Raw genomic sequence first — 11,981 nt, 5'->3', positions numbered from 1 at the left:
GGACCAGAAGTGTTCCCGGGCACGTCAAAACCTTCTCTTCCATCTTTCGCAAACGGTTGAAAAAGGCACTTTTACATACTGCATGATTTGAAAAAAACCCGCTTTATTAGGGATCAATTTCTTTAACTAAGGCAGAAAGATGAACAATATGAGCATGAGACAAATCATCCTGTTGGCATTCGGCGTTATCATTTTGATGTCGTTGTTTGCATACGGTTTTGCTTTCAAAGGTTTTTCGGATGCAGCAAAAAGCGCGGAAGCAATCAAGCATACGGATACGCTGGTATCCCGTATCACGACATTGGAAAAAAATCTGCTGGAATCTGTGCACTTGATCGACAATTATGTCATAACCGGAAACGATACCTATTTTCGTCAATATCATACAAAAAAAGATGCAATTGAGAAGAGAATAAAATCATTGAAAAAAACCACCGAAGACAAGATATTGCGCAAACAGCTCGATTTGCTTCAAGACGAGATTGTGCAATATTTTCAAATTGTCGAACGTATAAAACACGATTCTGCGACGATAGCTGAAGAGATCACAGAAAAAATCATGTTGACACTCGATGAAATGCACAACCATGTTCTAAAGCTACAAAAGAAGACCATCGAAGAAGCGAACAGTAAAATATTTGCAATGAAATCCATGATCCTGCTTGTAGCCGGCGGCTCGATCGCCCTTGCCGTTTTTCTGGCTCTGTATATAAGCCGTTTTATTTCAAAGAACCTCCAAACAGTCCAAGATGCCGCCCACGACCTGGCAAGCAGCGACGGTGACTTGACAAAACGGATCCCTGTCATCGGTAACAATGAAATTGGACAGATGGCAAAGCAAGTGAATCTCTTCATTGAAAAAGTTCAACGTACCATTAAAGAAAGCAAAGAAAACGGAAGCGAGAACGCATCCGTCGCGGCCGAACTTTCCGCTACCGCACTGGAGAGTCGGAAGGCGCGCCGAGGACGAAGCGTCTTTGATCGCCGATACATCCAAAACCGCCGAGAATGCGTTCAACGATCTCAAAAATACGGTCGGTATCGTCAATGAGAGTGAACAAAATGTAAGGAAAGCGGTCCAGACCCTTAAAACAGCCTCTTCTGGACTCTCCAATCTTCTTGAAATCATCAATTTGACAGGATCCAAAGAAGCGGACCTGGCGGAGAGCATCCTTCATCTCCAAGAAGAAGCAAATGGCGTAAAAGAGGTACTCGATATCATCAACGATATTGCGGACCAAACGAATCTTCTGGCACTCAACGCCGCCATCGAAGCGGCACGGGCGGGCGAACATGGACGGGGATTCGCCGTTGTCGCTGACGAAGTCCGAAAGTTGGCGGAGCGGACGCAAAAGAGCCTTTCGGAAATCACCGCCACAATCAACCTGGTCATTCAAAGCATCAGCGATATTAGCGGTCAAATGCAGGACAATGCCAAAGATTTCGAAGCGGCCGTCAATCAGGCATCCAGTGCCGAAATGGAACTTGAAGAGGTCAACGCTGTTCTTCAGGAAGCTGCCAATGTCAGTGCGAAATCTGCACGAAGCTCCAATGCCATTGCCGCGGAGATGCAGGATGTGATCGAAAATATGCGGAACATCACCGGGATTTCGACAGAAAACGCCAGAAGCGTCGAAGAGATCGCCGGAGCGGCGGAACATCTGAGCAAACTGACGGAAGAGCTCCGACACCGACTGGAACTGTTCAAGTCATGATAACCGATACAGCGACTCCATGCGACATCTTGTTCTCGTAGGCGCTTCGACGGGAGGTCCAGGCCTTATTGAAACCATTCTGGATTCGAAGCCGCCGATTTCGGACAACGCCATGATCATCGCCCAGCATATGGACCCGCTTCCCCTGCACTCCTTCGCGAAAAGGCTTGAGCGCCTATGCGGACAAAAAGTGGTATTTGCGAACGAAGACCTCCCTCTTGAACAAGGCACCATCTATCTTTTGGGAAGGACTTCCATTCTCATAGAGAGGTCCGGCGTTTTATGGATAAAGAGGGCAGAGAATCACATCGGTTTTTACAACCCGACGATCGATATCCTTTTCGAGTCGGCTTCCAGGATCGATTCGTACCGTACCACAGCCATTTTACTCAGTGGTATCGGAGCGGACGGTGCCAGAGGAATGAAACGACTCAAAGAGGCGGGGCATACGACCATCGCCCAGGACAAAGAGACATCTGTCGTCTATGGCATGCCAAAAGCCGCTGTAGAACTCGGTGCCGCCGATCATATCATGCCCATAGACACCATAACACGACATATCACGGAGCTTCTTTCATGATAGGATGGCTCAGAAAAAGAGACCTACAAAAAGAGAAAAACGAATCTAGGGCTGAAAAGAGGACCCCCATGTTCAAACAGGAGGAAGCCGATTCCCTGTTGGAACATATAAAAACGCGATATGGTCTCGATTATACGAAACAAAAAAGTGTCACTTACAGGAAAATCGAGCGCTTTGCATTGTCCCATGACCTCTTTACCTACGACGAATTGGCACGGGGCATACAATCCGACAACCGGTTGGAAACCGAGTTGATCAATCTCCTGACTGTCTGCGAAACCTACTTTTTCAGAGAAAAAGATCAAATCGACCATGCCGCCGCTTTGATCCACACGGGAAAGATAGGTTCTATCTTGTGTGCACCCTGTTCAAGTGGCGAAGAGGTTTACTCCCTTCTACTTGCGACAAGAGAAAGAGGCGAGATACCAAAACATTTGAAAATAACCGGTATCGACATCAACACCAATGCTCTGGAAGCTGCCGTTTTGGGGAATTACTCTTCCCGTTCGATCTCCTCCGTTCCAAAAAACCTTCTTGAAAATTTTTTCGAACAAAAAGGAACGCGATACATCATAGAGCCCCGATTCAAAGACCATACGTTTTTCAAACGACAAAACATCTTCGATGCATCGATCTTCGACTTTGGTAAATTCGATGCAATATTTTCCAGAAATATGATGATATATTTTACCGACGAAGAGAAGAGAAAGGCTCTTGAAATTCTTAGAAAGCTTCTAAAACCGGAAGGACTCCTTTTCGTCGGTCACGCCGATATCACTTTCCAACCGCAGGGATACAGAAAAATCTATAAAAACCGCACCGTCTTTTATCAGCTTCAGGAGTGATCGTATCAAAATTTTAGGATATTACCGGTGCCTGCCTGCTCCACGATGACGTCGAGTTTTCGCACATACATGATGTCGTTGCTCTTTTCGACCTGTATCCTGTAGAAGATGCCACAACAGTTGGAGTCGGGTTCGAGTATATGGATTTTATCGTCCGGACTGAGTACTTTGCAGCCCATCTGCATCAGCTGCAGATTCCGCTTTTTGTATTCACCCACCTCGCTCAGTACCTTTTGAAGCGTCTTGGTGTCGGAACAGGCGATCGTCGTACTTCGTATCCGGTCCGCCTGGAGATTGAGCGAAAAAAGAACCAGTGCCATCATTGCCCATTTATACATTGCCATCCCTTTTTTGCTTCCATTCTATCATACAAATGCCGCACTCATGTATCCGACCACCTGTGACGTGTCGCCGCTGGCGTCCGCACTGGTGCGATAGTCGAGCAACACGGGTTCAAGGCCAAGGTTTTTGGCGGCGATCAGCATCGCTTCGACACCGATCTTGCCGCACGCTTCGCACCCTCTTTGCAGTTCGCGCGGATCGAGTTTGCTCACCGCATCAAGACAGATGCTATCAAGCGCTTTCGCCTTTTCGATGTCGTAATAGTGACTCAGATCGGTACTGATGACCACACCGGTATCGGGATCTTTCAGCAGCCACTCGATCACAGGGGCGAGATTTCCGGGGCTTTCATCCCCATAGACCAGCTCCACCACCCGTGCCTCGGGCAGATAGGTCTTGATAAAAGGCATCTGCACTTCGGTACTGTGCTCGTGATGTGCCTCGGGAACGAACCCCAGGGCGAATTTGCCCATCAGTTCCTGCGCCAGTACCCGATCGACAGGAATGTCACCCAGCGGCGTCTCGTACAGGTCGTAGTCGCTCACACTGGTCCCGGCCAGATAGACCCGATGACTCGGACCGATGACGGCTACCCGCTTCACACCGCTGTTACCCAGCAGCCGGTGCGCGACGTTGGCGGTGAATCCGCTGTAGATATATCCGGCATGGGGCACGATCACCGCACGGGTTTTCGTCTGCAGCAGCTCAGGGCGCTGTACGTGCTCTTCCAGCACTTTGTTGAAATGGGACAACATCGCCTTGATCTCTTCGGCCGATCCGGGATAGAACTGCCCGGCGACCGCCGCTTTACGTATGGTCATTGTAAAACTCCTTCCTCTTTTTTGTTTTCGCTATTTCCAGATCCCTTCGATCGTCCTTCCGCATTTGGGGCACTTCCCTTCCATCAGTTTGTTTACCGTTACATTATACCCCGTCCTGTCGATCAGCAATTCACCGCAGTCGGGGCAGTAGGTGTCGCCATGCACCGGAACATTGCCAAGGTAAACATACCAAAGCCCGGCTTTCTCGGCGATCTGTTTGGCCCGCATCAGGGTCTCAACACCGGTCCATTGATGATCGGTCATCTTGTAGTCGGGATGAAACGCGCTCAGATGCCAAGGTACATGACGCCCAAGGTCATGCGCGATGAACTCCGCCATTTCGGTCAGATCTTTGTCACTGTCGTTCTCACCTTCGATCAAAAGTGTGGTCACTTCCACCCAGATGCCGACATCGACCATGCGCCGCAGCGTATCTTTTACCGCTTCGAGTCCTCCTTTGAGCACCTTTTTGTAATATCCTTCGTCCCACGATTTGAGGTCGATGTTGGCGGCATCGAGCCACCCTTTCATATCGTCGATGATCTCGGGAGTCTCGAATCCGTTGGAGACGAAAATATTTTTCAATCCCTTCTCTTTGGCGATTGTGCCGACATCTTTCGCGTAGGGGTAGAAGATGGTAGGTTCGTTATAGGTGTAGGCGATCGATTCCGCCCCATACTCCAGCGCCGGTTCGACCATCTTCTCGGGACTCACATAGACCTCTTCGTTGATGTTCGCCGTCTGGGAAATCTGCCAGTTTTGGCAGAAAGGGCACTTGAAGTTGCACCCCACCGTGCCGAAACTGAGCGCGGTCGTGCCCGGCAGCATGTGGTAGATGGGCTTCTTTTCGATCGGGTCCACGTTCAAAGCGCTCGGATGCCCGTACACCAGGTTTTTCAACACGCCGTTTTCGTTCTTGTTGACACCGCAGATACCCACCTGCCCCTCTTTCATCTTGCAGTAGTGCCTACAAAGCAGACAGACGATACGACTCTTTCCTGCTTCCCTTCGGTAATATTGCATTTTATACGCTCCTCCTGAAGTTTCTTTATGAAACCTCACTCAATCTTGAATCATTGTAGCGCGTTTTGTTCAAAAAGTCAAGAAAACTTTAAGGTTTACACTTTAGAATGGGGGTATGAAAGAGAAACAACACGCCATCGAAGAGGCAAAAAAACTGCTGCGGCACAGCGATGCCCTGCTCATCACCGCCGGTGCTGGCATGGGTGTCGATTCGGGCCTGCCCGATTTTCGGGGCAACGAGGGGTTCTGGCGCGCCTATCCTGTCGCCAGAAAACTGGGGCTCAGTTTCGTCGAACTGGCCAATCCCCATTGGTTCGACGCCAACCCGGCGCTGGCCTGGGCCTTTTACGGGCACAGGCTCCATCTTTACCGCGAGACGGTTCCGCACCCGGGATTTGCTGTACTGCTCGATGCCGCAAAGAAAAAAGAGGAGTATTTCGTCTTTACCTCCAACGTCGACGGCCAGTTTCAGAAGGCGGGATACGACGAAGAGAGGATAGTAGAGTGCCATGGCAGCATCCACCATCTGCAGTGCACCCAATGCCATGCCGGTATCTGGAGTGCCAAGGGCGTGAATATTCCGATCGATATGGAAAGTTTCAAAGCGACGGAGTGGCCGCACTGTCCCCGATGCGGCGCCACCGCCCGACCCAATATCCTGATGTTCGGCGACTGGACATGGGATAGCAGTCGCACCGATGCACAGCAAAAACGCTTCGAGGATTTTCTGCAAAGACTCTACGTCAAAAAACTGAAGCTCGCCATCGTCGAAATCGGTGCAGGAACCGCCGTGCCGACAGTCCGACTGACAGGTGAACGCATCGCAAGGGAGCTGAATACAAAACTGATTCGCATCAATCCGAGGGAGCCGCAGATCAATCCGTCCCTTGGTTACAGTGTTCCCATGGGCGGCCTCGAAGGGATCAAAGCACTGATCGCATAGAGCGTAGAGAGAACCGCCGTATTTGACTTCGGTGATCGAACCTCCCCAGCCGCGGTTGCGGACAAAAGCCGGGTCACCGCTTCCGACGACAGGCAGTTTTGCGCAAACCCATGCCATTTTTTCTCATTATCCGTTATAATTGATACATGAAAAAGATCATAGTGCTGGGCGCACTCGTTTCCCTCCCCCTGTTGCTGACAGGATGTCCGTCGTTGCAATCCTATCTGGCATCCAAACCCCCCGCTTTCGCCAAGGGGTACACGGATGGATGCAAAAGCGGAGAAAAATTTTGGGAAAACAATCTGGCCAACTACAAAATCATCGACCCGGCCCTCAAAGAGGACCCCGACTATAAAGAGGGGTGGGAAGAGGGGTACAACCGCTGCTACAGCGACAAAGAGGTTGAAATCTGGATGAGAAGAAGATAAAGTGATGAGGAAAATAGCGCGATCATTTGCTATCGGATTTTTTTTGCTTGCGTTCGTGGGCTGTTCGGGCAAAGGACCGTCGGTCGATTACGACCCCTCTTTCGAGGCTTCAAAATTCTCCACCTTCAGCGTGTCGGAGAGTTCCGGCTCCAACATCGACCCGCTCAACTCACAGCGCATCCGCAGCGCCATTGTCGGCAATCTGCGGACAAAAGGATACCGATATGCCGACAAGGGAGATTTCACGGCACTCTACGACGTCTATGTCGTCAAGGATGTCCCATCGAATTTCAGTTTCGGTTTCGGCATCGGCAGTTACAGCTGGCATCATGGCGGAGGCAGTGTGGGGGCAACCGTCACACCCTCGAGCGATCAGGTGGAGATACGCATCCATATGTACGATCCGAATGACAAAAAGGTTTTCTGGAGCGCCAAAGTCGCCAAAAAGATACCCGATTTCAACTCCCCCAAAAGCCGTGAATCCTTCTTCAACGCGGTTGTCGATCAGCTGCTGAAAGATTTTCCGACAAGGAAGAGACCATGAGGGTATACACATTGCTGATCGTCCTGTTTTTCTGGCTGGCAGGATGTTCAAGCCTGCGCGTAACGAGCGATTACAACCCCAACTATGACTTTTCGAAACTCGAACGGGTCGCCATCTTCTACCCCAAATCCGATGACAACACGATCTCTCTTGCCCAGCAGCGCTTCGCGAAAGCTATCGAAGATGTGATGCGGCAAAAAGGATTCTTCGTCAGCGACAAAGATAATGCCGATTTTTACATTCTTTTCCATCTCGACGTCACGGAGAAAAGGCAGGTCGTCACCGACTACCAGATGGTGGGACTCTACCCCTACTATCCCGGATACTGGGGATACGGCATGACGGTACCCGTTGAGCGTGAATATACCTGGACCGAAGGGAAATTCATCATCGATGCCGTCGATCCCGAAGGCAACAGAATTTTCTGGCGCGGTATGGCGACCGACCGGCTCAAGGATTTCGACACGCCACAGGAGCGGATAGAGTACATCCGACACATCGTCGCCGAAGTTTTGAAGCATTTTCCGCCCGAAAACCAACCATCCAAAGGAGAAAAATAGATGATACGCACTATCGCAGCCCTTGTTGTGACACTCGTCCTGTTCGCCGGTTGCTCCAGCCACACGCTTGAGAGCAAAAAAGATGAAACCTACGATTTCAGCAAACTCCAAAGCGTAGCCGTTATCCACCCCACCATCGACGATCCCAGAACCACAAGCGCGCAGAAAATCTTCGATCGTCTCATCGCCGAAACGATGAAGAAAAAAGGATACGAGGTCACTGACAAAGCCCATGCCGACTTTTACATCACCTACCATCTGGGCGCTACCAACCAGCGGCAGCTCTCCAACGATTACCGAATCATCGGTATCGCTCCGACCTATTACAGCCCCTATTACGGAAATTACGGATACAGTTACGTCGTCGGCAAATCGACCCAGTCCTATGAAGTGAGCGAAGGGAAAATCATCGTCGAAGCCATCGATCCGCATCATGACAACCTAGTTTTCTGGAACGCCAAGATGACCGACAAGCTAAAAAGATTCAAAACCCCCGAAGAGAGAGAAGCTTTTATCAAACAGGTGGTTACAAAGGTATTCAAAAGCTTCCCCGACAAAAAAGCGTCGAATTGACGCCGTAATTTTTCAGCCGGATTTTATGACACCCGAGCGAATTGGACGGTGAAGGTGCTTCCTCTCCCCACTTCCGAAACCACGTCGATATGGTAGCCATACATCCGGCAGATGCTTTCAACGATACTGAGCCCGATGCCGAACCCCCCTTCCACACGGTTTTCTCTGTGAAAACGCCGGAAGATATCCTGCAGTTTGTCATGGGGAATGCCGCTTCCGGAATCGCTGACTCTCAACCGGCACGCCTCGAGGCGTATCTCCACTCTTCCGCCGCTTCGGGTATATTTGAGCGCATTGTCCAGCAGGTTTTTGACAAGCAGTGCCAGATGGTGGGGATCGGCTTCGACGTAACAGGTCTCCGTCTGCAGTTCCACGTCGATGCTTTTCCGTTCGGCCAGGATTGAAAAGAATTCGACACTCTCTTTCACCACGTTCGCGACATCGACATTCCGGAGATGATCCTTCTTCACACGTTTGTCCTGCAGCAGCATGAAAGTCAGATCTTCGTAGACACGTGCGATCAGCCGGCCGCTCATCTGCAGTGCTTTCAGATAGACCGGTTTGCACTCTTTGGACTCGATCTTCTGAAGAGCCAGAAGCATGGTGGTGACGGGTGTGTTGAGTTCGTGGGTACTGTCTTTGATGAAGCGATCCATCGCCTCGATCTTTTCGCGCATCGGCTTGAGAAACAGTCGCCCCAGGTACCATCCCACCAGTACCAGGAAAAGGTAGGCCGCCAACCCCATGACGATAACACGAAGGGCGCAGTTTCGGATCTTTTCTCCGTAGGTGCAGTCTCGTAATACGATATATTCGATATTCATATGGCCGTGGGCGCTGCGGTCGATATAGTGGGCGCACCCGTTTTGTACGTAAAACTCTCTCTTTAGATCGAAAGGTTCCGAAAGAGAACCGACAATGGGCTTTTTCGAACCATCCAGCAGAAGGTATTCACAGCAGGACGTTTCGGGAATTTTAAAAGGTTTGCCCTGCATCTGGGCCGCTACGGCAGAAGCGGAAATCGTCATCGCCGTCATGCGAAGACCAGAGAGCGTCCGGTCTCGGATCGATTCGGAATCGATCCGATAGAAAAGAAAGGAGAAAGTTACGACGATGACCAGCCCCGCACCCAGGTAGACGCTCATAAAGCGAAAAAGCGAACGTCTCTCATCCGGGTTCAAAGCCATAGCCCACCCCCCTTTCCGTCACGATGTTGGAGACATACTTGCGCAGGGTTTTGATGTAGCTTCGAAGCGTCGCATCAGAAGGCGACTCATCGTAAGCCCAAAGGCTCCCGACCAGCTCCTCCCGGGAGACAATGCGCCCGGCGTTTTTGTAGAGGTAGTGAAGGATTTCGGAAGCTTTGGGGGTCAGCGGTACCGCTTCTCCGGCGACTACAAGGCGGTGGGCAGCCGGTTCGAAAAAGGTATCGCCACCCAAAGCAATCGGTTCACTCTTTCTCAGACCGTAGATTCGTACGATATGTTCGATTCGGGCATCGAGTTCGGCAAATTCGAAAGGTTTTTTGATGTAGTCGTCGCAACCGAGGTCAAAACCCTCTTTCAAATCGGCACTGGTATTGCGCGACGTAATCATAACCGCCGACGTCATATCTTTGCGTTCACGCATCGAAGCGAGCAGTTCGAATCCGTCGATACCTGGGACATTGACATCCAGAAGCAGCAGATCGTAACGGCCTTGCAAAATTGCCTCCTCCGCCTCCTCACCATCGACATAATGCTCCACTTCATGACCCATTCCGCCAAGATGGTCGGCGATCAGCTCGCCCAGCATGGTATCATCTTCAAGCAGCAGAACTTTCATGGATTCATTATACCTCAAACGACGATATTCGATGCCAGCAGCGGCAACAATCCCTCTTTGAGAATATCGCGGGCATCACCCGGTCGGATACGAAATCTCGGGGATATCGTTCCAACCGTTTTCCCGAGACGATTTTTGCCATCGCATGCAGCGAGCAGCTCGCCCATGAAGGGTGTCAGGCGCATCCAGGCACTTTCACCGGAAAAAGTCTGCCACACCAGTGTCCAGTAGACCCCGATCTGCCGATTGTCTTCATCGGACACATCACAGACGAGCTTTTTCAGTCTGGCTCGTTTGCCCAGACGGTAACGTTTCGAAAAATCGACTTTTGCGATTTTCCGCCGTTTGGGCATAGTCAGGCGTGTCAGGGCCACTTCCTGCCATTCGAACCAAAGCAGATGCCGCAGCGGCCGGTCTATACCTTTTTGGACGGATTGTCTGAAATCTGAAGCCATCTGCCAAACAAATGGGGAGTGCGCCGAACCGGAAGCGATAAACCGACGCAGCAGTTTTGTCCACCGAGCCTCGCCGATACGGGACCGAAAACGGGGGAAGGTGCTTCCAAGCGCTTCATCGAAACGGTACCGGACAAGCTGTTCGTAGATATCGCCATGCCGATACTCCGCCGCCCTCCCTTCTCTGATAGCTTCGAAAAAGCGCTGCATCGTCTCATACGCCATCATGTATCTCCTTCATCGTGGCAAACTCTTTCATCAGTGCGTCCAACGGCGGTATGTTGTGATCGCGCTCAAGCATGACGGGCACTCTTTTTCGCGCCATCACCTGACGCAACAGATCCCACACCTCCGTTTTGACAGGTGTGCCGTGGGTATCGATGAAAAGGTCATCCCGATACTCCAGGTGGCCGGCGACGTGACAGTAGGCAACTTCGGATATGGGTAGACGGTCCAAAAAATCCTCCGCATTGAACCGATGGTTGTGGGCATTCACATAGACGTTGTTGACATCCAGCAGCAGTTTTGCTCCGCTGCGCCGCAAAATCTCCACTGTAAATTCCGCTTCTTCCATTGTCGATTCGAGTACCGTATAGTAGGTCGGGTTTTCGATCACGAGCGGACGCTGCAGAAACTCCTGGACGTAGTCGATCTTGGCGACAATGCCATCCACCATCTCCGAAGTCATCGGCAAGGGAAGCAGTTCATAGCTCTGCACCCCATCCAGAGAAGTGAAACTCAGGTGTTCCGAGTAAAGAGCGATCTCGTAACGATCGAGAAAATCCTTCAGTCGTGCAAGATGCGCTTCGTTCAGATGGATCGTATCGCCCAGTGAAAGGGAAAGACCGTGGGCGACCATCTCGAACCTTTCCCGGATGGATTCGAAGCGTTTTGCCTCGATACGGTTCATGTGCATCGCGTTTTCCGGCACCACCTCAAGAAAATCGATCACGTCCGCATACTTCACAATCTCATCGGCGAACGTATCACGAAGCCCCAGACCGCACCCTTTCATCCGAGATTTCCTTCTATTTCATGGAGCTTCCGCATTTGGCGGTACCATCTTGACTCGTCATATTTTTTTTCATTTCGGAGCCACATTTGCCTCTCATTGCCTTTTTTTTGGCTTCTTCACCCATTTTGGCGCCACATCTACCCTGAACGCTCTGGTTCATTTCGGTACCGCCGCCTTTCATGCCGCTGCCACATTTACCGGTACCGCAGCCCCCTGGCGCGGCGACAGCTCCGCTCGTTCCGGCCGCCATGGCGCCCATAATGACCGCCATCGCTCTGTTTCGGCCCATCGCTCTCTTTTTCATTTTCAATCC

Annotated in this window: 16 protein-coding genes and 1 pseudogene; 9 read left to right on the top strand and 8 right to left on the bottom strand. The window is 51.0% G+C overall.

From position 1 onward, the window contains the following. Nucleotides 1-154 precede the first annotated feature (154 nt). From JMG82_RS10885 to JMG82_RS10870, 4 genes and pseudogenes are all read left to right on the top strand, one after another. On the top strand, nt 155-1,051 hold the full coding sequence (locus JMG82_RS10885) for a HAMP domain-containing protein (RefSeq protein ID WP_201352758.1): 897 nt from the start codon (nt 155-157) through the stop codon (nt 1,049-1,051). 166 nt (nt 1,052-1,217) lie between these two features. Beyond that, nucleotides 1,218-1,715 (top strand): annotated as a pseudogene (locus tag JMG82_RS10880) (methyl-accepting chemotaxis protein); the annotation flags it as partial. A gap of 19 nt (nt 1,716-1,734) precedes the next feature. After that, nucleotides 1,735-2,295 (top strand): CheB methylesterase domain-containing protein, encoded by a 561-nt coding sequence (locus tag JMG82_RS10875; RefSeq protein WP_201352757.1) that lies wholly within the window; start codon nt 1,735-1,737, stop codon nt 2,293-2,295. A gap of 68 nt (nt 2,296-2,363) precedes the next feature. Further along, nucleotides 2,364-3,140: a CheR family methyltransferase gene (locus tag JMG82_RS10870; protein WP_201352756.1), complete on the top strand. Its 777-nt coding sequence runs from the start codon at nt 2,364-2,366 to the stop codon at nt 3,138-3,140. Nucleotides 3,141-3,145: 5 nt separating this feature from the next. On the opposite strand, the gene JMG82_RS10865 is transcribed toward JMG82_RS10870, so the two are convergent. From JMG82_RS10865 to amrS, 3 genes are read right to left on the bottom strand one after another with little or no spacing between them, the layout of a single operon-like run. Then, nucleotides 3,146-3,478 carry a hypothetical protein gene (locus JMG82_RS10865; RefSeq protein WP_201352755.1) on the bottom strand — a complete coding sequence of 111 codons (333 nt, stop codon included), beginning with the start codon at nt 3,476-3,478 and terminating at the stop codon, nt 3,146-3,148. A gap of 27 nt (nt 3,479-3,505) precedes the next feature. After that, nucleotides 3,506-4,303, bottom strand: coding sequence for an AmmeMemoRadiSam system protein B (gene amrB / locus JMG82_RS10860; RefSeq protein ID WP_201352754.1), 798 nt, complete (start codon nt 4,301-4,303; stop codon nt 3,506-3,508). 30 nt (nt 4,304-4,333) lie between these two features. After that, nucleotides 4,334-5,326, bottom strand: a complete 993-nt coding sequence (amrS, locus tag JMG82_RS10855) for an AmmeMemoRadiSam system radical SAM enzyme (RefSeq protein ID WP_201352753.1) — start codon at nt 5,324-5,326, stop codon at nt 4,334-4,336. A 115-nt stretch (nt 5,327-5,441) separates the two neighbouring features. On the opposite strand from amrS, the gene JMG82_RS10850 reads away from it, so the two are divergent. The 5 genes from JMG82_RS10850 to JMG82_RS10830 all read left to right on the top strand — a co-directional run bounded on the left by JMG82_RS10850 (nt 5,442) and on the right by JMG82_RS10830 (nt 8,374). Further along, complete coding sequence (locus JMG82_RS10850) at nt 5,442-6,269, top strand: SIR2 family NAD-dependent protein deacylase (protein WP_201352752.1); 828 nt, start codon at nt 5,442-5,444, stop codon at nt 6,267-6,269. Between the two features lie 146 nt (nt 6,270-6,415). Continuing rightward, complete coding sequence (locus tag JMG82_RS10845) at nt 6,416-6,697, top strand: hypothetical protein (RefSeq protein WP_201352751.1); 282 nt, start codon at nt 6,416-6,418, stop codon at nt 6,695-6,697. Between the two features lie 43 nt (nt 6,698-6,740). Then, nucleotides 6,741-7,241, top strand: coding sequence for a DUF4136 domain-containing protein (locus tag JMG82_RS10840; RefSeq protein ID WP_201352750.1), 501 nt, complete (start codon nt 6,741-6,743; stop codon nt 7,239-7,241). Beyond that, nucleotides 7,238-7,801: a DUF4136 domain-containing protein gene (locus JMG82_RS10835; protein ID WP_201352749.1), complete on the top strand. Its 564-nt coding sequence runs from the start codon at nt 7,238-7,240 to the stop codon at nt 7,799-7,801. The genes JMG82_RS10840 and JMG82_RS10835 overlap by 4 nt, the downstream gene beginning before the upstream one ends. Next, nucleotides 7,802-8,374, top strand: a complete 573-nt coding sequence (locus JMG82_RS10830) for a DUF4136 domain-containing protein (RefSeq protein ID WP_201352748.1) — start codon at nt 7,802-7,804, stop codon at nt 8,372-8,374. It abuts the gene before it with no gap. A gap of 23 nt (nt 8,375-8,397) precedes the next feature. Here the strand turns inward: JMG82_RS10830 and JMG82_RS10825 are convergent, their stop codons facing one another. From JMG82_RS10825 to JMG82_RS10805, 5 genes are read right to left on the bottom strand one after another with little or no spacing between them, the layout of a single operon-like run. Next, nucleotides 8,398-9,561, bottom strand: a complete 1,164-nt coding sequence (locus tag JMG82_RS10825) for a sensor histidine kinase (RefSeq protein WP_201352747.1) — start codon at nt 9,559-9,561, stop codon at nt 8,398-8,400. Next, the gene (locus JMG82_RS10820) at nt 9,542-10,198 is read right to left on the bottom strand and encodes a response regulator transcription factor (protein ID WP_201352746.1); all 657 of its coding nucleotides are present in this window, start codon (nt 10,196-10,198) and stop codon (nt 9,542-9,544) included. The genes JMG82_RS10825 and JMG82_RS10820 overlap by 20 nt, the downstream gene beginning before the upstream one ends. 14 nt (nt 10,199-10,212) lie before the next feature. Further along, on the bottom strand, nt 10,213-10,881 hold the full coding sequence (locus JMG82_RS10815; protein WP_201352745.1) for an HvfC/BufC family peptide modification chaperone: 669 nt from the start codon (nt 10,879-10,881) through the stop codon (nt 10,213-10,215). Next, nucleotides 10,868-11,668, bottom strand: coding sequence for an MbnB/TglH/ChrH family RiPP precursor modification enzyme (locus JMG82_RS10810; RefSeq protein WP_201352744.1), 801 nt, complete (start codon nt 11,666-11,668; stop codon nt 10,868-10,870). Before JMG82_RS10810 ends, JMG82_RS10815 begins: the two co-directional genes overlap by 14 nt. Nucleotides 11,669-11,681: 13 nt before the next feature. Further along, nucleotides 11,682-11,972 carry a hypothetical protein gene (locus JMG82_RS10805; RefSeq protein ID WP_201352743.1) on the bottom strand — a complete coding sequence of 97 codons (291 nt, stop codon included), beginning with the start codon at nt 11,970-11,972 and terminating at the stop codon, nt 11,682-11,684. Nucleotides 11,973-11,981 lie beyond the last annotated feature (9 nt).

The sequence above is a fragment of the Hydrogenimonas urashimensis genome (assembly GCF_016593255.1).
GTDB lineage: Bacteria > Campylobacterota > Campylobacteria > Campylobacterales > Hydrogenimonadaceae > Hydrogenimonas > Hydrogenimonas urashimensis.
The sequence above is the reverse complement of the archived record's forward strand: the minus strand, read 5'-3'. Positions and strand labels throughout refer to the sequence as shown.

Excerpts from the sequence above, each read along its gene's own strand:
- amrB (WP_201352754.1), bottom strand. The coding sequence starts at position 4,303 with ATGACCATACGTAAAGCGGCGGTCGCCGGGCAGTTCTATCCCGGATCG.
- JMG82_RS10870 (WP_201352756.1), top strand. The coding sequence starts at position 2,364 with ATGTTCAAACAGGAGGAAGCCGATTCCCTGTTGGAACATATAAAAACG.
- JMG82_RS10810 (WP_201352744.1), bottom strand. The coding sequence starts at position 11,668 with ATGAAAGGGTGCGGTCTGGGGCTTCGTGATACGTTCGCCGATGAGATT.
- JMG82_RS10845 (WP_201352751.1), top strand. The coding sequence starts at position 6,416 with ATGAAAAAGATCATAGTGCTGGGCGCACTCGTTTCCCTCCCCCTGTTG.
- JMG82_RS10835 (WP_201352749.1), top strand. The coding sequence starts at position 7,238 with ATGAGGGTATACACATTGCTGATCGTCCTGTTTTTCTGGCTGGCAGGA.
- JMG82_RS10850 (WP_201352752.1), top strand. The coding sequence starts at position 5,442 with ATGAAAGAGAAACAACACGCCATCGAAGAGGCAAAAAAACTGCTGCGG.
- amrS (WP_201352753.1), bottom strand. The coding sequence starts at position 5,326 with ATGCAATATTACCGAAGGGAAGCAGGAAAGAGTCGTATCGTCTGTCTG.
- JMG82_RS10865 (WP_201352755.1), bottom strand. The coding sequence starts at position 3,478 with ATGTATAAATGGGCAATGATGGCACTGGTTCTTTTTTCGCTCAATCTC.
- JMG82_RS10820 (WP_201352746.1), bottom strand. The coding sequence starts at position 10,198 with ATGAAAGTTCTGCTGCTTGAAGATGATACCATGCTGGGCGAGCTGATC.
- JMG82_RS10830 (WP_201352748.1), top strand. The coding sequence starts at position 7,802 with ATGATACGCACTATCGCAGCCCTTGTTGTGACACTCGTCCTGTTCGCC.
- JMG82_RS10885 (WP_201352758.1), top strand. The coding sequence starts at position 155 with ATGAGACAAATCATCCTGTTGGCATTCGGCGTTATCATTTTGATGTCG.
- JMG82_RS10875 (WP_201352757.1), top strand. The coding sequence starts at position 1,735 with ATGCGACATCTTGTTCTCGTAGGCGCTTCGACGGGAGGTCCAGGCCTT.
- JMG82_RS10805 (WP_201352743.1), bottom strand. The coding sequence starts at position 11,972 with ATGAAAAAGAGAGCGATGGGCCGAAACAGAGCGATGGCGGTCATTATG.
- JMG82_RS10815 (WP_201352745.1), bottom strand. The coding sequence starts at position 10,881 with ATGATGGCGTATGAGACGATGCAGCGCTTTTTCGAAGCTATCAGAGAA.
- JMG82_RS10825 (WP_201352747.1), bottom strand. The coding sequence starts at position 9,561 with ATGGCTTTGAACCCGGATGAGAGACGTTCGCTTTTTCGCTTTATGAGC.